We start from the raw sequence: 17,265 nt of genomic DNA on the forward strand, positions 1-17,265 counted from the left end.
AATATTCAGGCTATTTGTTGCGAATATGGCTGATCTTTTCGGCGAGGACATCCGCACCAAGCGCGCCGGGCACGACTTCATTACCCACGACATAGGACGGGGTGCCGGTTATGCTCAGGCTGTTTGCCAGTTCGAAGTTCTCGTTGAAAGCCTTGGTGACTTCGGGAGACAGCATTTTCTCGCGGATTTGGGCTTCGTTTGCGCCCAGTTTTACCGCAATGGCCATTGCAGATGCTTCGGTTGCGCGCCCTTCACCACCGAGGAGATCACGGTGGAACTCGAGATATTTGTCTGGCATGAGCGCTTTGAACGCCTTGGCGACGATATGCGCGCGCGTGGAATCCGCACCAAGGATGGGGAATTCTTTCATCACAAAACGCAGGTTTGGATCGCTTTTCAGCAGCGCATCCATGTCCGGCAGAGCTTTTTTGCAATAGCCGCAGTTATAGTCGAAGAATTCAACGATCGTAACATCGCCTTTCGGATTGCCGAAAACCGCATCCATCGGCGATTGAAAGATCTTGTCCCGGTTTTCGCTGATGACTTCTGTCGAAGCTTCCTTCTGCGCGGCTTCCTGCTTGGCATTGAGAGCGGTCTGGACCTCGATCATGACTTCGGGGTTATTGATCAGATAGTTCCGCACAATCCCTTCGATTTCAGCTCTATCAGTCGTGGACGCGGTGGTTGACGACATCTCCGGCGCAGCACTGGCGACAACGACATCAGACCGGCCAGCCTGATAGCCCAGGGCGAGGGCGGCAACGCCAACGAGGCCGGCGGCGGCACCGATCAGGGCGACTTTTGTCATGATGAACTGTCCTTTTTCAAACTCTGTTGGAACGCGTGTTGCCGCGTCTCACTTACGCTTTGCATTGATGATATCTTGAGCCTGTATCCACTCGGGCGTGCCGTTTTTCAAGCCGCGCTGTGCACGAATGGCAAAGATTTGTGCGTCCTGGATCTTGCCTGAATAATATTTCTGTTCCGCGCTGGCGAGATCGGATCTGACCATGTCACCCATTTGCGCATAAGCCTGCGCCAGATAGCCATAACCTGACGGATATTCGCGATCACTGGCAATTCCAGCCTTGATTTCCTTTATGGACGCGTTGAGATTGTCCGGCGTGCCCGAGAGCATGAGAGCCCGCCCATAACTCATCCGGATCAGACTGGATTTGCGCGGATCGAGTGCATTTGCCTTCTGAAATGCCTTTGCCGCGTCGCTCGCCTTGTTCTGCTTCAACAGGATCTCGCCTCTGATCTCCTGGAAATAGGGGTTCTTTGGTTGTTCCTTGATCAGCACATCGATCTTTGAAAGCGCGGACTGGGAGGAGCCGTTGAGATAGGTCGCGATTGCATCACCATAGCGAGCGCCGATATTGCGCGGATCCTTGCGGAAGTTCTGCAACACGCTTGCACCACCGCCAGTATAGGCCGCAATCTTGCCTCGCATCATATCATGACGTTGCTGCAGCGCCGGACTATCAAGCTTGTCATAATATGGACTGGCGTGAGCAAGAACTTCAAGGTTTGCGATACGTTCCCGTGGCATCGGGTGGCTGATGCGGTAGGGATCAACGCTGGTTCCCGTCAATGCTAGCGCATTGGAGAAGCGCTCGAACGTCGTGAGCATCCCTTTTGCCGATTGTCCGGTGCTGGCAAGATAGGTAATCGCCGACCGGTCTGCGGCCATTTCTTCGGAGCGTTGATAGTTGAGGAGGTTGCGCATGGCGGCTTCGGGGCCGCTCATCGCAATGCCCATACCCGCTTTCGATAGACCGCTCGCTCCGCCTGCAGCGCCACCGACGACGGCGCCGATACCGAGCAGGCTTGTAACAACGGCCATAGTCTTGGCAGCGGCCAGCTGTTCGCGCAGTTTGAATTCGTGCCCCCCGGCGAGATGGCCCGTCTCATGCGCGAGAACGCCGATAATTTCATTGGGCGTCTGAGCCTGGAGCAGGGCACCTGTATTGATGAAGATGCGCCTGCCGTCGACGAAGGCATTGAAGCTGTTGTTATTGACCAGGACGATCCTGATCGCGTTTCTGGAAAGACCTGCCGCCTTGATGATCGGAGTTGCATAGTCGGTGACCAGCGCCTCGATCTCCGCATCGCGTACGATCGGTACGGATGATGACTGGGCAGTGGCAGACACGGTTTGCGCTACGCACAGTGCACTGGCGGCTCCTGCAACAATCGCACCACGCATAAAATTAGCTATTGGTTGAAATAAACCAGTCATTTGAAATGCTACCATACCTATTCGTACCGAAATCGATGTTTGAAGGAAAGTGAGCTTATTAGAACTCCTTGAATTGTGAAAAGCCAGTTGGCAACAAAATTGTGCGTGGTTCGACAAGCTCACCATAAGGGATGTGGGGTGATTGCGGGGAGCTAGGCTCTGAAACGTTGACGATTAATATGCAGGCCACCGGTCTCGCTCATGGTGAGCTTGTCGAACCACGCACAGCAGCGATGCCAACCATAGGTTAGTAAAGAAAAACCGGCGATACGCCGGTTTTTCAAAATCACTTTTTAAAGTTCAGCGCCTTTCAAAAGAAGCCTTTTTTCTGCCACCAGCCCTTTTTGGCCGGTTCGCTTTCGGATTTCTTTTCCTTGCCGGTTGAGGTGACGACAGGCGTGCTGACTTCAACCACCTGCGACGCTGGTGCCGGTGTCGATTCTACTGTGGGCTCAACCTTTGCCTCGACCGGCTCAACAGTGGCCGCTGGTTCCGGGGCCTCGGTTACAGCGGGCGCATCAGCCTTTTTCGCCGATTTGCGCGGGGCGCGTTTTGGCTTTACAGGGGCTTCGGGTTCCGCTTCGGCCAGAACTTCAGCAACGGCGATCTCTGCTGCTTCAATTGCGGCTTTCGAGCGTGATCTGCGTTTTACCGGCTTCTTTGCAAGGATTTCCTGGATCGCCACAGGCTCTTCGGCAGCAAGCACATCAGCAGTCACTGGCACGGAAGCAGCTTCAGCTGCATCTGCGATCGCCTCAAGGGTCTTCGGCTTGGAGAAGTCGGGCAACGGGATCGAGACGAACACAGGCTCGGCATCCGGCACCGTCCTGGCGGTCACGCGATTTTCCGCGTCATCGCCATCGTCGAAGCGCTTGTTCTTGCGCCCGCCGCGACGTCCCCGCCGGCGCTTCTTGCGCCGTTCGTTTTCCTCTTCGCGCGCTTTCGTTGCAGCCGCATCTTCACCTTCGACGGCTGGCTGGTCGGTGTCATCGTCATCGCTGATGACCTGCTGGCCATGCTCGGCACCTGCGGATTCCTGGCGATCGCGACCGCCGCGCCGCCGGCGCTTGCGTTTGCGCTTGCGCGACGCGTCGTCATTATCGGCGCTCCTTGCGGTTTCGGCGGTCTGCACTTCCGCGCCGTCTTCATCCGCATCTTCGATGACCGGATCGCTTTCGTCGAAATCATCGGCGATGCCGAGCGTTGGCGTCTCGGTCAACGGAACGATCGGTCCAAGTGCTATCGAACCCTTGTCGATGGCGAAGTGCTGGGCACCAACGCTGTCATCGGCTTCAATGCTGATTGTCAGGCCAAAACGTGCTTCGAGATCGGCGAGGTTCTGGCGCTTGTGGTTGAGGACATAAAGTGCGGTCGCGACAGTCGTGCGAACAATGATGTTATTCTGCGAATGACGTAGCAGATATTCCTCGATCGAGCGCATGACATGCAGCGCGACGGAGGAGGCGGAGCGTACGTGGCCCGTGCCACCGCAAACGGCGCAAACCTGGGTCGTCGATTCCAGAACGCTGGCGCGGATGCGCTGACGCGACATTTCAAGCAGGCCGAAATGGGAGATGCGGCCGACCTGGATGCGGGCACGATCATCTTTCAGACAATCCTTCATCCGCTTTTCGACCGCCCGATTGTTGCGGTTTTCTTCCATGTCGATGAAGTCGATGACAATCAGGCCGGCAAGATCGCGCAGACGCAGCTGACGTGCGATTTCATCCGCTGCTTCAAGATTTGTCTGCAAGGCAGTGTCTTCAATGGAATGTTCGCGCGTCGAGCGTCCCGAGTTGACGTCTATCGCAACCAGTGCTTCGGTCTGGTTGATGATGATATAGCCGCCGGACTTCAACGTCACTTGCGGCTGCAGCATGCGATCGAGTTGTGCCTCGATGCCGTTGCGCGCGAAGATCGGCGTCAGTTCGCGGTAGGGCTGAACGACTTTCGCGTGGCTCGGCATGAGCATGCGCATGAAGTCCTTGGCCTCGCGATAGCCTTCTTCCCCAGCAACTGCGATCTCGGTGATGTCCTTGTTGTAAAGATCGCGGATCGAACGCTTGATCAGGCTGCCTTCCTCGTAAACAAGAGTCGGTGCAGACGATGCAAGTGTAAGGCTGCGGACATTCTCCCACAGCCGCATCAGATATTCGTAGTCGCGCTTGACTTCCGGCTTGGTGCGCATGGCGCCAGCGGTGCGCAGGATTACGCCCATGCCTTTCGGCACTTCGAGATCCTTGACGATGTCCTTCAGGCGCTTGCGATCCTGGATGCTGGTGATCTTGCGCGAAATACCGCCGCCACGTGCGGTGTTTGGCATCAAGACAGAGTACCGGCCGGCGAGCGAGAGATAGGTCGTGAGAGCTGCACCCTTGTTGCCGCGTTCTTCCTTGACGACCTGAACGAGCAGGATCTGCCGGCGCTTGATGACATCCTGAATATTGTACTGACGGCGCTGGAACCGCTGATGCGTCGGAACTTCTTCCATCGCATCTTCGGCGCCAACCGATTCGACTTCATCGAGTTCGTCGTGGACCTCGTCTTTGTCCTCGTTCGAGCGGTTGCGCGATCTCCTCGAATTGCCTTCGCCGATATCATCAGATACCGGCCTTTCATCATCGCTTCCGGTGGCTTCGTCCGCAGCGCCGGTATTGACGGCTTCCGAAATCACATCCGCTTCAATGGCAGCTGCCATAGTCTGGCTACCACCCTCTGGTGTCGAGTCGTCGTCGCTTGATTCGTGCGAAACGGCCTGTGCGGAGGCTTCGCCCTCGTCATCGGAAGTGGCGAGGTCCTCGTCCGAAGCGTCGAGCTTGGGTGCGTCGTCTTCCTGCCGTGGACCACGGCGGCCGCGGCGGCGATTACGCGTACCGCGATCATTGCGATCGCGGCTACGCTGTTCGCTGGCGTTCTCCTCGTGATCCTCGTCCTGGCTAGCAGCTTCCGCCTCGGCATCAATCAGGGCCTGCCGATCGGCGACCGGGATCTGATAGTAATCAGGATGAATTTCGCTGAAAGCGAGAAAGCCATGGCGATTACCGCCATACTCGACGAATGCAGCCTGAAGGGAGGGTTCTACACGCGTCACCCGCGCCAGATAGATATTGCCTTTGATTTGTTTCTTATGTTCAGATTCAAAGTCAAATTCTTCAATTCGATTGCCGCGAACCACGACAACCCGTGTTTCCTCCTGGTGGGAGGCGTCTATTAGCATTTTGTCCGACATTATACTTCTTCTCCCCGGCCGAAACGCTGCCAACGCGAGACAGCCAGGAAACCTTCAAGGTTTCTGGCGCCGCGTCTTCACATTTGCCGGATATATTAAAGTTCGCAGAAACAGACAGACACGGCGGCACGCGGAGTTGCCCTCGGGCAGCCGCGGCTTGCAAGCCGGTGATATTCACGTCTGTAACAAACATTCCTGTTCCTGACGAAACGACCTCTACGAATGGCACGCTTCTCAGCTGTGCCGACACTGTTAATACCCCCGAAAGGGCTGGCTCGATGCGCCTTGGCTGCGCAATCTGCCGTTCACAAAAGCGTTGCCGACAATCCCTGTCGGCTCGCGCTAAATTCTTTTTTGGTTACCCCAGCGAATTCGCCGATGCCGCTCCATGTCCCTGTCTTCATTGTCAGCCGGTCATCTACCGTGACATCAAAGAGCCCGATTCTGGACGGCAGAAAAGTAACCCACCTTTGCTTTTAGGAGGTGCGCCGCGTTATGACAAGGGGTTCTTCATAATCGTGTCATCCGCGCATTAAACACATGGCACTCCATAAGATAATATTAACCATGGTTCCATACCTATTGCTTATACATAGTGTGTTCTCGGCAGGGTTCCAATGTGAGCCATGTCTGATACAACGGTGGAGAGGGGAAGCCTGTCCATCGGCGGGCCAAGCGAGATGAGCGTGATCTGTCGGATATTCATGGCTGCCGTATTTGGTCTTCTTGTCTTTGTGCAGGCAGGCAAGCCCTCTCATGCAGCAGGTGAGCTGGCTGCATTGACTTATCAAGCCGCGGGCGACGAGCTGCGCACGCGCGTCGTCATCAACTTCGACCGCGAGCCCGATGTATCGACTATGCTGCTTGATCAGCCGCACCGGCTGGCAATCGACATTCCCAAAGCGGTTTTCGCCTTTGACAAGAAATCTGTGGAGCCCCGCGGGCTGATAACAGATGTGCGCTACGGATTGATCGACGATCAGCGTTCGCGCCTCATCTTCACACTCAAGGGGCCCTTTGTGGTCGAGCAGCTCAATGTCATCAAGAATGACAATAGTCCTGGTTACCGGCTGGTGGCGGATTTCGTCGCCTCGTCAGACCGTGCATTTGCAGAAGCATTGAAGACACAAAATGCGACCACGGCTTCAACGAATGCCGCTCCAAAGGGCGACCGGCTCGCGGCCGCGGCGCCAGATGAGGCAAGCAAGGGGCCGAAACCGTTTACTATCGTCATCGATCCTGGTCACGGCGGTATCGACAGTGGTGCAGAAAGCGCAAGCGGCATTATGGAAAAGAACGTCACCTTGATGTTTGCCCAGCAATTGCGCGATGAACTCGCCAAGCTGCCGGGTCTGCGGGTGGAGATGACCCGTAGCGGCGACACTTTCCTACGCCTGACCGAACGGGTTCGTATCGCCCGCCAATACGAGGCAAACCTTTTCATTTCCATTCATGCGGATACGATCAGTCGCGGCAGCATACGCGGCGCTACGGTCTACACCGTCTCGGACAAGGCATCGGACGCGGAATCACGTGCCATGGCCGATCGTGAAAACCGTTCCGATGCGGTGGCGGGCATCGCCTACGATAACGAGACACCGGAAATCGCCGATATTCTCATGGACCTGACGCGGCGTGAAACCCACACGTTCTCCTTGAGCTTTGCCAAGACTGTGGTGAAGTCACTCAAGAAAGACGTCAACATGATCAACAACCCGCATCGTTTTGCAGGGTTTCAGGTGCTGCGCGCGCCGGATGTGCCGTCGGTTCTGGTCGAGATTGGCTATCTTTCCAACGCCGAAGACGAAAAGCTCATGCTTGATCCCGCTTGGCGAAGCCATGTGGCGGAGAGACTTGCTACGGCTGTCGGCGAGTTCGCCAACATGAAGACGGCTGGAGCGCTGAACTAGATCAGGTTTCTTCAAATGCTGCCGAACGACGACGACCTCGAGAATTTCGAAGCGCATGGCGCCGCTCCCTTGCCGGTCACAAGCGATCAAGGTTACGTGGATCACGATGGCGCGCGGATCTGGTTCGCCACATACGGCGCCGGTTCGCCCGTAATCCTGCTGCATGGGGGCCTCGGCCATAGCGGCAATTGGGGTTATCAAATTCCAATGGTGGTCGGCTCGGGCCGTCGCGTCATAGTCATTGATAGCCGAGGTCATGGGCGTAGCACGCGCGATTCGCGGCCGTTTACCTATGAGTTGATGGCGTCCGATGTTCTAGCCGTGATGGATGCACTGAACCTCGAAAAGGCTGCCGTCGTGGGCTGGAGCGACGGCGCGTGCATAGCTTTGGTCCTTGCCATGCAAGCCCCCACGCGAATTGCTGGTGTATTCTTCTTTGGTTGCAACATGGATCCCAGCGGCACAAAGGAAATCATACCCAGTCCGACCATCGACCGATGTTTCAGCCGTCACGCCAAGGACTACGCCAAGCTGTCGGCCACGCCAGATCAATTCATGGCGTTTGTCGATGCGGTTGGCCTGATGATGAAAACCGAGCCCAACTATACTGCGAGCGATTTGGCTGACATCCATACACCTGTCGCGATCATACAAAGCGAGCATGATGAGTTTATCAAGCTCGAACACGCCAAATATCTCGCCGGGAGTATTCCGGGGGCGGAGTTGTTCCTCTTGCCTGGCGTGAGCCATTTCGCACCGCTACAGAGACCAGAGCAATTCAACAGCGTACTGCAGGCCTTCCTCGACAGGGTTCTAGCCTGAAGAACGAGGATGCTCGCGTTACGGCTCAACCAGAGCACGGCAGTTAGTTGCCGTGTGTAATTTACGCAAAGTTTTTTACATACGGGAACATAAGTATTGCGCTGCAGCATGACGATTTGAAACGAAAAGCTATTTTATGCACTGGTGAAGGAACCTTTTACCAATCCATTGGTTTCATTCAAATAGAAGTCAAAATCCGATACAAATAGTGATTTGTTAAATCGGTTTAGTTCTCGTACATAGTGTGCAGTGCAACGGAATATAAATCCGATTGCGGTAAGGATTGCTCGCGTAAAGAGCGGCTTTAATGGAGGGTGTTCGAAGAATGATAACAATAACCAAAGACACATCATCATCAAATGAAACAAATGTATTGAAGATGGCACAAGTGGCCACTGTCAAGACCATCGTCAAGGCGACCAAGAAGCTAAGCGAGCCTTGCGACAAGCGCACGATTTCCCAGATTTTGCGGGAATCCAATGGTGGTTTCAGCTTCCGTCGCTGATACCATAGTCCAATTCAGATCATAACATACTGTCAGAGCGGAATATTATCGTGCTTCTTCCAAGGATTTTCGAGATCCTTGTTGCGTAACATGCGAAGTGCCCGTGAAATCCGCTTGCGGGTTGAATGGGGCATGATGACTTCATCAACATAACCCCGCTCTGCAGCGACAAATGGCGAAAGAAAACGATCCTCGTAGCGCTTCGTATGCGCTGCGATCTTTTCTGCGTCGCCAATATCCTTTCGGTAGATGATTTCGACCGCGCCCTTGGCGCCCATTACGGCGATTTGGGCCGAGGGCCATGCATAATTGATATCGCCGCGCAAATGCTTTGACGCCATGACGTCATAGGCGCCGCCATAGGCTTTGCGGGTGATCAGGGTGATCTTCGGCACGGTTGCCTCGGCGTAGGCGAAGAGCAGCTTCGCGCCGTGTTTGATCAAGCCGCCATATTCCTGTGCTGTCCCCGGAAGAAAGCCTGGAACGTCGACAAAGGTCACGATCGGGATATTGAAACAATCGCAGAAGCGGACGAAGCGCGCTGCCTTGCGGGAGGCGTCACTGTCGAGAACGCCCGCAAGAACCATGGGCTGGTTGCCGACGATGCCGACCGTGCTGCCTTCGATGCGGCCAAACCCGACAACGATGTTTCTCGCAAAATTCTCCTGGATCTCGAAGAAATCGGCCTCATCGACGGTTTTACGGATCAGCTCCTTGATATCGTAGGGCTTGTTGGCATTGTCCGGCACCAGCCGATCCAATGAGTAATCCATTTCATCTGTCGACTGATAGCACTCGACCGCGGGAATTTCGGCCGTGTTGGACGCAGGCAGGAAATCGATCAGGCGGCGCATCTGCAGGAGCGCGGCAACGTCATTGTCATAAGCGCCATCGGCAATCGAGGACTTGGTCGTGTGGATCGATGCGCCTCCGAGCTGCTCAGCCGTTACCGTTTCATTGGTGACAGTCTTCACGACGTCGGGGCCGGTGACGAACATATAGGACGTGTCGCGCACCATGAAGATGAAGTCGGTCATGGCAGGCGAGTAGACGTCGCCGCCGGCGCAAGGCCCCATGATGACGGAGATTTGCGGGATGACGCCGGAGGCGAGCACGTTGCGCTGGAAAATCTCCGCATAGCCGCCAAGAGCTGCCACGCCTTCCTGAATACGGGCACCGCCGGCGTCGTAGAGCCCTATGACAGGAGCACGATTGCGCAGCGCCATGTCCTGGATTTTTTGAACCTTCTCCGCATGGGCTTCGGAAAGCGATCCGCCGAAAACCGTAAAATCCTTGGCGAAGACGAAGACCGTGCGGCCGTTGATAGTGCCCCATCCGGTGACGACGCCGTCGCCCGCGAACTTCGTATCTTCCATGCCGAAATCGGTCGAGCGGTGTTCGACGAACATGTCGAACTCCTCGAATGAGCCTTCGTCGAGAAAAATATCGATGCGTTCGCGCGCTGTGAGCTTGCCGCGCTTGTGCTGCGCGTCGATCCGCACCTTGCCGCCGCCTTCGCGCGCAATGTTCCTCCGACGCTCAAGCTCAATCAGCACATCCTTCATGGCGTCCTCCTCGTTTTGTCGTTTTGATAACAGGAGCGGGCAGCGCGGGGAAGGAATTTGTCTTGGCGTACCCGAGCGCGGCAGAACGATGCACGGGTACGCGTTTAAGTTGCAGCTGGCGAAATAAGGTTTTACCAGGTGCCGGTGTTTGGCATCGAGAGCCAAGGCTCCTGTTGCGGTAGCGCCGGGCCCTTCTGGATGAGCTCGATCGATATGCCATCAGGCGAGCGGATGAAGGCCATGTTGCCATCGCGCGGTGGCCGGTTGATGACGACGCCTTTGTCTGCCAGGCTTTGGCAAGTCTCGTAGATATTGTCGACGACATAGGCAAGGTGCCCAAAATTCCGCCCGCCGGTATACTCCTCCGGGTCCCAATTATAGGTCAATTCGAGCTCAGGAGCCCGTTCCGCGGCCGATCTTGCCTTGTCTTCCGAGGCCGCAAGGAAGATCAAGGTGAAACGTCCCTTCTCGTTTTCCGTGCGGCGAACCTCTTCCAAGCCAAATTTGTTGCAATAGAAATCCAGTGACTCATCGATGTCACGGATACGGACCATTGTGTGAAGATAGCGCATCTTTTACCTTTGATTTCTTTCATGGGGTTGAAAGTCGACGGCAACCGGCAATTTGCACAGGTTGAACGCCGTCCAGTTTTCGTAACACTTCCTGTCTAGCTCCACAAACTTGTGATTTAGCCGAAAGGAACACTGCTGAGGATAAACACGCGTTTTGCGTGTGGTTTTCAACAAAACATGCAGATGATACTTGCTCTTCGGTGTTGGACAGGTGTTATTCTTCAAGCAGAGAATCAGTACCTCGCAGGAGAGGAGGGGCTTCGCTTCATGTCTGACCGAACAGTATCAGCCCGGCAGTCCCCCGCCGACGAAGGCATAAGCGACAGTCTGGACCTTATCGAAGTTTCGGGCGCGATAAAATGGTTTGATGTGGCCAAGGGATACGGGTTCATCATTCCCGACAATTCTGATTTACCTGACATTCTTCTCCATGTTACCTGCCTGCGCCGGGACGGCTTCCAGACGGCTCTGGAAGGGGCCCGTGTCGTTTGCGAAGTCAAGCAGGGCGAGCGTGGTATGCAGTGCTTCCGCGTCAAGTCCATGGACAACGCGACTGCCGTTCATCCGACCGAAATGCCACCCGTCCGTACGCATGTGACCGTCACGCCCTCAAGCGGACTTGAGCGCGTGCTGGTAAAGTGGTTCAACCGGACCAAGGGCTTCGGATTCCTGACGCGCGGCGAGGGAACAGAGGATATTTTCATTCACATGGAAACGCTTCGGCATTTCGGTTTGACCGAATTGCGTCCAGGTCAGGTTGTCCTGATCCGCTTCGGCCATGGCGAGAAGGGTCTGATGGCCTCCGAAATTCATCCCGACATTGGCACCCAGCTGCCGTCTTCCCACTAGGGCATGTTGATATTCAGGCCATGACAGTCTGCAAACGGCACTTTTCTGTGCTTCCGGTGCTCACGTACTTCAAGTACGCTCCGCTCGAAAATCGCCGTTTCGCCTCGTCATGATCGCGAATCCCAACGCACTCTGGAGCAATTGATGTATCGCCTGAAATCAGTTCTCGCCGTCGTCGTTTTTCTGCTGTTTTCAGCGATTCCTGCTCTGGCGCTCGATCAGACGCCGATGCATCTGCCCATCGACCACACGGCGCTGACGATCAATAGTGCCAAGGGCGACATTCCGTTCCAGGTAGAAATTGCCGATACCGACGAAGAGCGCGGGCGCGGCCTGATGTTCCGCACCGATCTGAGAGACAACAGCGCCATGCTGTTTGTTTTCGACGACACCCGTCTTGTCACCATGTGGATGGAGAATACGCCCTCCGCGCTCGACATGCTCTTTCTGGATGATAATGGCCGTATTTCCGCTATTCGTGAGAATGCGGTGCCATTTTCCCGCTCAACCATTTCGTCTGGTGGGCCGGTGCGTTTCGTTGTCGAGGTCAAAGCCGGCACGGCTAAGCGTCTCGGCTTGACAATAGGCGACAAGGTGCGGCATCCCGCTATCGAGGCGATTGCGCACTAACGGATCCAACAATGCAGTTTTTCGACAATGACGGACTGAAGCTTGCTTATCTGGATGAGGGCGAGGGCGAGCCGGTCCTGCTCATCCATGGCTTTGCTTCGTCCTCCCTCTACAACTGGGTTCAACCCGGCTGGATGCAAACGCTGACATCTGCCGGTTATCGCGCCATCGCAATTGATAATCGCGGTCACGGCCAATCGGACAAGCCGCACGACAAGGCGGTCTATACGCCGACGCTCATGGCGGGCGACGCCGCCGCGCTGCTGGATCACCTTGGCATTCCGACGGCACATGTCATGGGTTATTCCATGGGCGCGCGCATCAGTGCGTTCCTTGCGCTCGAACATCCCGAGCGCGTACATGATCTTGTTTTCGGCGGTCTTGGCATCGGCATGGTCGAAGGTGCCGGAGACTGGTCGCCCATCGCCGAGGCGCTCATGTCCGCCGATCCGGAGGCGATTACGCATCCGCGCGGAAAAATGTTCCGGATGTTTGCCGACAAGACCAAGAGCGACAAAATCGCGTTGGCGGCGTGCGTTATCACTTCCAAGGAAGAAATCAGCGCAGAAAACATGGGCCGGATTACCCAGCCAACCCTCGTCGCTGTCGGCACCAAAGACGATATTGGCGGAAACCCGCAGGATCTTGCGGCGCTAATGCCCCATGGTGAGGCGATCGATATTCCTGGCCGGGACCATATGCTCGCGGTCGGCGACAAGGTGTTCAAGCAGGCCGTTCTGGACTTCCTCAAGCGCCACAAGATTTAATTGCATCGTGTAGCGATACGCGATACATTGTCTGATGATCATTGGATTCCGGCACAAAGGCCTCGAGATTTTTTATCGTTCAGGCTCTGTGCGAGGAATTCAGGCCGCACATGCGTCCAAGATTGCCCGCATCCTGGCGGCTGTTGACGCTGCCTCCAGACCCGATGAACTGAATCTGCCGTCGTTCAAACTGCATCCATTGAAAGGCGCGCTCAAAGGTCATTGGTCAATATGGGTGAACGGCAATTGGCGCGTGACGTTTCGATTTGTAGATGCTGACGTCGAGATGGTCGACTATCTCGACTACCACTAAAGGGAGTTATAACGATGATGAAAACCCCACCGCATCCGGGCGAACTTTTGCGCGAAGACGTGCTTTCGCCGCTAGGACTTCAGGTAACAGAGGCAGCTGAGCGGCTGAGTATGTCGCGTGTTGCTCTGTCTCGGGTACTCAACGGCCGTGCAGCCATCAGTCCAGATCTCGCAATCCGATTGGAACGAGCGGGTGTCAGTACAGCACGATTTTGGATAACTCTGCAGGCAAATTACGATCTGGCACGTGCGATGGAACACGAGCAGCCGCCCGTTCGTTCCTTGCAGGACAAGGCCGCATAAGCTAAGGCAATCCTGGAGTGACGAGGCCTGACATCAGCCAAATCAATCGCAGGTTCAAAATTTCTTGCGCAATCGATCTGGAAATCAACGTGTCAAGCAACCAATTTTGCCTTATGCTCGTTGTTTGAGAATATTATTGGCCGAATGCCTGGAGTAGGAAATGTCCGCAAGCAGTCCGATAAAGATGACCGGATCGGTCAAGCAGATGGACCCGATCTGGCTCGCAATCCGCGCCGAAGCCGACGAGGCTGTCCGTAACGAACCGCTTTTGGCGACGTTCCTCTATACGACAATTCTCAACCATCAATCGCTTGAAGAAGCGGTCATTCATCGCATTTCGCAGCGGCTCGATCATCCGGATGTGGAATCGGAATTGCTGCGCCAGACGTTTACAGCGATGGTTGACGCAACACCATCCTGGTCGCAGATCCTGCGCGTCGATATCCAGGCTGTTTATGATCGTGACCCGGCCTGCGACCGTTTCATGGAACCCGTGCTCTATTTCAAGGGTTTCCAGGCAATCCAGACGCATCGGCTTGCCCATTGGCTGTGGAAGGAAGGGCGGAGAGATTTTGCGCTCTACCTGCAGAGCCGTTCCTCGTCGGTTTTCCAGACCGATATCCACCCGCAGGTTCCCATGGGACAGGGAGTGTTCTTCGACCACGCCACCGGTATTGTCGTCGGTATGACCGCGGTCATCGAAGACAATGTCTCGATCCTTCAGGGCGTCACGCTTGGCGGTACAGGCAAGGAAACCGGCGACCGGCACCCAAAGATCCGTCATGGCGTTCTCATCGGCGCTGGCGCCAATATTCTCGGTAACATCGAGATTGGCCATTGCTCCAAGGTAGCCTCAGGCTCCGTAGTGCTAAAACCCGTTCCGCACAATGTCACTGTTGCCGGCGTTCCTGCTCGTATTGTGGGTGAAACCGGCTGTGCCGAGCCCTCGCGCGCCATGGACCAGTTGATCACAAATTTCGATTGAATCGCGGCTTTACGGGTCTCGGCGCTCCAAGGCGATCGTAATCAACCCTTTACAGGGGCGACTCTCGCATGCCAAAAGCGCCTGAATTTCATATGACAGGAGACCTCCGTGAAACCCGAAGAACTGAAGAAACTCGACAGCTATTTCAAGCGGACATTCAGAAATACGGAACTCACTGTAAAGGCTCGTCCACGCAAGGATGATTCTGCCGAACTCTATCTCGGCGACGAATTTCTTGGTTTGATCTACAAGGATGAGGACGAGGGTGAACTCTCCTACAATTTCTCGATGGCCATCCTCGAGATGGATCTCTGAGTCTCTTGATTGAGTGACGCTGTAGCAGGCGTCACTTCTGCCCTTTGAGATGGGCTTCGGCAAATGTTCGTATTTGCTGATCGAGCTTTTGCCAGTCTCCGAGTATTTCCCTTGGAAAGCGGTAGGTTAGCTGCAAATCCTCACCAAGAAATATATCCCGCTGGCACGATGCAAGGTTACTTTTCGAGGTTTCCTCGTCAAGACACCGGGCAACGAATGGCATCTGTCCTGCCTGTTCCGCCGAAAGCAACAGCTCCTCATTTAAAAAGTCACTGTCGGCTCGAAACTTCTGTATCGTCAATCCAGCCGGACCCTTCGAGCCCGGACCCTCGGTCAGCGTACTATATATCGGGCCGTATCGCCCGGACATATCCTGCGAGGTAGCGCGCGGCTCGAAGTTCAGGAATAGCAGCCGCTTTTCCGGCCCCGCACCGTTGAAATCCGACAGGAACGAAGGCTGGTAACCCATCATGTCCGGCCAATGCAGATACAGATCGACGCGTTCCGCATCTCCGTCTCGGCGCTGTCTGTCGAAGCGGATCGTGTTTGCCGGAAGCTCAAGCACACTGTTGCCAATGACGATCTCCCGAGGGGTTGTGTCTTCCGTATGGCCGCCAAGCGAGATCGTGTGGCCGAGATAATCGCCGGCGATGATCAAGCACAATGATAGGAGCGCGAGCGCTGCGATGGAGTAAAAGACGCGTCGCAGGAGTACGCTGCCAAAAATCGGCTCTATTCTTTGTGCTCGATACTGCATGACTTTCGGACCAACCGTGTTGAGTGGGCTCAACTTAACGCGACATGTGCTGATTTATGGTTAATCGAAAGTGAAGGTGGTCTCGCCAAGCCTTCCGCCCTTCGTTAAGCTCGTCATGCGAATCCAGGGAGAAGCTATGCCGATTTTCATACTTGACGGGCATTCACCGGAATTTGAGCATCGGGCGTCGAATTGGATAGCACCGGACGCTACCATTGTCGGCAAGGTATTCCTGGGTGAAAACGCGAATATCTGGTTTGGCGTGGTGCTGCGCGGCGACAACGAGTTGATTCGCATCGGTCGCGACACCAATGTTCAAGAACATACCGCCATGCACACGGATATGGGCTATCCGCTGACAGTTGGCGAAGGCTGCACGATTGGCCATCGCGCCATGCTGCATGGCTGCACCATCGGCGATAATTCGCTGGTCGGCATTGGTGCCATCGTCCTGAATGGCGCAAGAATTGGCAAGAATTCCTTTGTCGGCGCGGGCGCACTCGTCACCGAGCGGAAGGAGTTTCCGGACAATTCACTGATCGTCGGTTCACCGGCAAGGGTCATACGGACTTTGGACGAAGCGACGATCGAGGGCCTCAGGCTTTCGGCTGCGCATTATGTCGAGAATGGCCGACGCTTCATGCGCGGCCTGGAGATAGACTGACGGCAAAAGCCGGCCCCGATCTGGGCCGGCTTGAGGTCGAAGTCCCTATTTGATACTGCCGACCAGGAGCTGGCGCTCGTCATTGATCGAGACCCACGCGCCGGTATTGTTCGCGGCCTGACGCTTTAGATAGTCGTAGCTGGTTTCGTTCCACGGCTTTACGCGCAGTTCAAGGTTGTCGAGAACGTAATCGCCGCGGTCCGTGCGAACGGTGAGAACCGCATGGCCTTCGCCGTTCATCTGGCGAACGACAGTGATCAGGAGATCACTGATTGGCACGCCACTCTCGTTCAGCAGCTTCCGCTTCAGAAAAACGTAATCTTCGCAATCGCCGACGGTCGTCGGATATGACCAGACTTCCGCCTTGCCCCAGATGTCCATATCCGTCGCGGGCTGGATCTGTGCATTGACCTGGCTGTTGATCTGAACCATGAGGTTCCAGATCTTCGGCGACAAGTGGGCAGGGCTGTTATCGCTGCTCCTTATATTGCATTCGTTTTTGTAGGCCTGGCAAAATTCGTAATGTCCGATCGGCTGAGACGTACGCCCGCCTGTCTTCATGAACGCCATGTTCGAATCGGCTTGTGCGGTCATGCACATCAAAAAGAACGCCGCTCCAAGCAAGATTGTATTTTTTATCATTTCCCGTCGTCTCCCCGGTTGAGGTGACAATGGCAGAGAGAGTTTGACCGAGCGGAAATGTCGATGAGTAAATATGAATCAAGTTAGTAGCAAAAAATAAACCAATTAGACTGCAACTAAGTATTAATATATATTACTATTTTATTTAAATAAGATGTATATTGTATTTATCGAAATGTAACAGGATTAAGCATTC

At 55.1% G+C, this 17,265-nt stretch carries 17 protein-coding genes; 10 read left to right on the top strand and 7 right to left on the bottom strand.

The annotated features are described in order from the left end of the window. Window positions 1-10 precede the first annotated feature (10 nt). The 3 genes from C7476_RS10820 to C7476_RS10830 all read right to left on the bottom strand — a co-directional run bounded on the left by C7476_RS10820 (window position 11) and on the right by C7476_RS10830 (window position 5,471). The gene (locus C7476_RS10820; protein WP_114429946.1) at window positions 11-808 is read right to left on the bottom strand and encodes a DsbA family protein; all 798 of its coding nucleotides are present in this window, start codon (window positions 806-808) and stop codon (window positions 11-13) included. A gap of 48 nt (window positions 809-856) precedes the next feature. Beyond that, entirely contained in the window at window positions 857-2,242 is a 1,386-nt protein-coding gene (locus C7476_RS10825) for a M48 family metalloprotease (protein ID WP_425373966.1), read from the bottom strand. Window positions 2,243-2,552: 310 nt separating this feature from the next. Next, window positions 2,553-5,471, bottom strand: coding sequence for an Rne/Rng family ribonuclease (locus tag C7476_RS10830; RefSeq protein ID WP_114429948.1), 2,919 nt, complete (start codon window positions 5,469-5,471; stop codon window positions 2,553-2,555). A gap of 704 nt (window positions 5,472-6,175) precedes the next feature. Here C7476_RS10830 and C7476_RS10835 point away from each other — a divergent pair. Further along, window positions 6,176-7,381 carry an N-acetylmuramoyl-L-alanine amidase gene (locus C7476_RS10835; protein ID WP_425373970.1) on the top strand — a complete coding sequence of 402 codons (1,206 nt, stop codon included), beginning with the start codon at window positions 6,176-6,178 and terminating at the stop codon, window positions 7,379-7,381. A 15-nt stretch (window positions 7,382-7,396) separates the two neighbouring features. Then, window positions 7,397-8,203: an alpha/beta fold hydrolase gene (locus C7476_RS10840; RefSeq protein ID WP_114429950.1), complete on the top strand. Its 807-nt coding sequence runs from the start codon at window positions 7,397-7,399 to the stop codon at window positions 8,201-8,203. 537 nt (window positions 8,204-8,740) lie between these two features. Here the strand turns inward: C7476_RS10840 and C7476_RS10850 are convergent. Next, window positions 8,741-10,273, bottom strand: coding sequence for an acyl-CoA carboxylase subunit beta (locus tag C7476_RS10850; RefSeq protein WP_114429951.1), 1,533 nt, complete (start codon window positions 10,271-10,273; stop codon window positions 8,741-8,743). Between the two features lie 131 nt (window positions 10,274-10,404). Continuing rightward, a complete protein-coding gene (locus tag C7476_RS10855; RefSeq protein ID WP_114429952.1) occupies window positions 10,405-10,845 on the bottom strand; it encodes a VOC family protein in 441 nt (146 codons plus the stop codon). A gap of 267 nt (window positions 10,846-11,112) precedes the next feature. Between C7476_RS10855 and C7476_RS10860 the strand changes: the two genes are divergently transcribed. The 7 genes from C7476_RS10860 (at window position 11,113) to C7476_RS10890 (ending at window position 15,006) form a co-directional block, all read left to right on the top strand. Then, entirely contained in the window at window positions 11,113-11,694 is a 582-nt protein-coding gene (locus tag C7476_RS10860; protein WP_114429953.1) for a cold-shock protein, read from the top strand. A gap of 144 nt (window positions 11,695-11,838) precedes the next feature. Further along, entirely contained in the window at window positions 11,839-12,324 is a 486-nt protein-coding gene (locus tag C7476_RS10865) for a DUF192 domain-containing protein (RefSeq protein ID WP_114429954.1), read from the top strand. Window positions 12,325-12,335: 11 nt separating this feature from the next. Continuing rightward, window positions 12,336-13,091, top strand: coding sequence for an alpha/beta fold hydrolase (locus C7476_RS10870; RefSeq protein ID WP_114429955.1), 756 nt, complete (start codon window positions 12,336-12,338; stop codon window positions 13,089-13,091). Window positions 13,092-13,125: 34 nt separating this feature from the next. After that, complete coding sequence (locus tag C7476_RS10875) at window positions 13,126-13,404, top strand: type II toxin-antitoxin system RelE/ParE family toxin (RefSeq protein ID WP_114429956.1); 279 nt, start codon at window positions 13,126-13,128, stop codon at window positions 13,402-13,404. Window positions 13,405-13,418: 14 nt separating this feature from the next. Continuing rightward, window positions 13,419-13,706 carry a HigA family addiction module antitoxin gene (locus C7476_RS10880; RefSeq protein WP_114429957.1) on the top strand — a complete coding sequence of 96 codons (288 nt, stop codon included), beginning with the start codon at window positions 13,419-13,421 and terminating at the stop codon, window positions 13,704-13,706. A 160-nt stretch (window positions 13,707-13,866) separates the two neighbouring features. Beyond that, on the top strand, window positions 13,867-14,691 hold the full coding sequence (gene cysE / locus C7476_RS10885) for a serine O-acetyltransferase (RefSeq protein ID WP_114429958.1): 825 nt from the start codon (window positions 13,867-13,869) through the stop codon (window positions 14,689-14,691). A gap of 108 nt (window positions 14,692-14,799) precedes the next feature. Continuing rightward, complete coding sequence (locus tag C7476_RS10890; RefSeq protein WP_099999261.1) at window positions 14,800-15,006, top strand: DUF3126 family protein; 207 nt, start codon at window positions 14,800-14,802, stop codon at window positions 15,004-15,006. A 31-nt stretch (window positions 15,007-15,037) separates the two neighbouring features. Here the strand turns inward: C7476_RS10890 and C7476_RS10895 are convergent, their stop codons facing one another. Then, window positions 15,038-15,763: a hypothetical protein gene (locus C7476_RS10895; protein ID WP_114429959.1), complete on the bottom strand. Its 726-nt coding sequence runs from the start codon at window positions 15,761-15,763 to the stop codon at window positions 15,038-15,040. Window positions 15,764-15,899: 136 nt separating this feature from the next. Between C7476_RS10895 and C7476_RS10900 the strand changes: the two genes are divergently transcribed. After that, window positions 15,900-16,427: a gamma carbonic anhydrase family protein gene (locus tag C7476_RS10900; protein ID WP_114429960.1), complete on the top strand. Its 528-nt coding sequence runs from the start codon at window positions 15,900-15,902 to the stop codon at window positions 16,425-16,427. Window positions 16,428-16,472: 45 nt separating this feature from the next. On the opposite strand, the gene C7476_RS10905 is transcribed toward C7476_RS10900, so the two are convergent. Then, complete coding sequence (locus C7476_RS10905; RefSeq protein WP_114429961.1) at window positions 16,473-17,069, bottom strand: transglutaminase-like cysteine peptidase; 597 nt, start codon at window positions 17,067-17,069, stop codon at window positions 16,473-16,475. Between the last annotated feature and the right edge of the window lie 196 nt (window positions 17,070-17,265).

It is taken from the genome of Phyllobacterium bourgognense (genome assembly GCF_003337575.1).
Classification (GTDB): domain Bacteria; phylum Pseudomonadota; class Alphaproteobacteria; order Rhizobiales; family Rhizobiaceae; genus Phyllobacterium; species Phyllobacterium bourgognense.

Coding starts and splice junctions, on each gene's coding strand:
- C7476_RS10820 (WP_114429946.1), bottom strand. CDS start 808: ATGACAAAAGTCGCCCTGATCGGTGCCGCCGCCGGCCTCGTTGGCGTT.
- C7476_RS10825 (WP_425373966.1), bottom strand. CDS start 2,242: ATGACTGGTTTATTTCAACCAATAGCTAATTTTATGCGTGGTGCGATT.
- C7476_RS10830 (WP_114429948.1), bottom strand. CDS start 5,471: ATGTCGGACAAAATGCTAATAGACGCCTCCCACCAGGAGGAAACACGG.
- C7476_RS10835 (WP_425373970.1), top strand. CDS start 6,176: ATGGCTGCCGTATTTGGTCTTCTTGTCTTTGTGCAGGCAGGCAAGCCC.
- C7476_RS10840 (WP_114429950.1), top strand. CDS start 7,397: ATGCTGCCGAACGACGACGACCTCGAGAATTTCGAAGCGCATGGCGCC.
- C7476_RS10850 (WP_114429951.1), bottom strand. CDS start 10,273: ATGAAGGATGTGCTGATTGAGCTTGAGCGTCGGAGGAACATTGCGCGC.
- C7476_RS10855 (WP_114429952.1), bottom strand. CDS start 10,845: ATGCGCTATCTTCACACAATGGTCCGTATCCGTGACATCGATGAGTCA.
- C7476_RS10860 (WP_114429953.1), top strand. CDS start 11,113: ATGTCTGACCGAACAGTATCAGCCCGGCAGTCCCCCGCCGACGAAGGC.
- C7476_RS10865 (WP_114429954.1), top strand. CDS start 11,839: ATGTATCGCCTGAAATCAGTTCTCGCCGTCGTCGTTTTTCTGCTGTTT.
- C7476_RS10870 (WP_114429955.1), top strand. CDS start 12,336: ATGCAGTTTTTCGACAATGACGGACTGAAGCTTGCTTATCTGGATGAG.
- C7476_RS10875 (WP_114429956.1), top strand. CDS start 13,126: ATGATCATTGGATTCCGGCACAAAGGCCTCGAGATTTTTTATCGTTCA.
- C7476_RS10880 (WP_114429957.1), top strand. CDS start 13,419: ATGATGAAAACCCCACCGCATCCGGGCGAACTTTTGCGCGAAGACGTG.
- cysE (WP_114429958.1), top strand. CDS start 13,867: ATGTCCGCAAGCAGTCCGATAAAGATGACCGGATCGGTCAAGCAGATG.
- C7476_RS10895 (WP_114429959.1), bottom strand. CDS start 15,763: ATGCAGTATCGAGCACAAAGAATAGAGCCGATTTTTGGCAGCGTACTC.
- C7476_RS10900 (WP_114429960.1), top strand. CDS start 15,900: ATGCCGATTTTCATACTTGACGGGCATTCACCGGAATTTGAGCATCGG.
- C7476_RS10905 (WP_114429961.1), bottom strand. CDS start 17,069: ATGATAAAAAATACAATCTTGCTTGGAGCGGCGTTCTTTTTGATGTGC.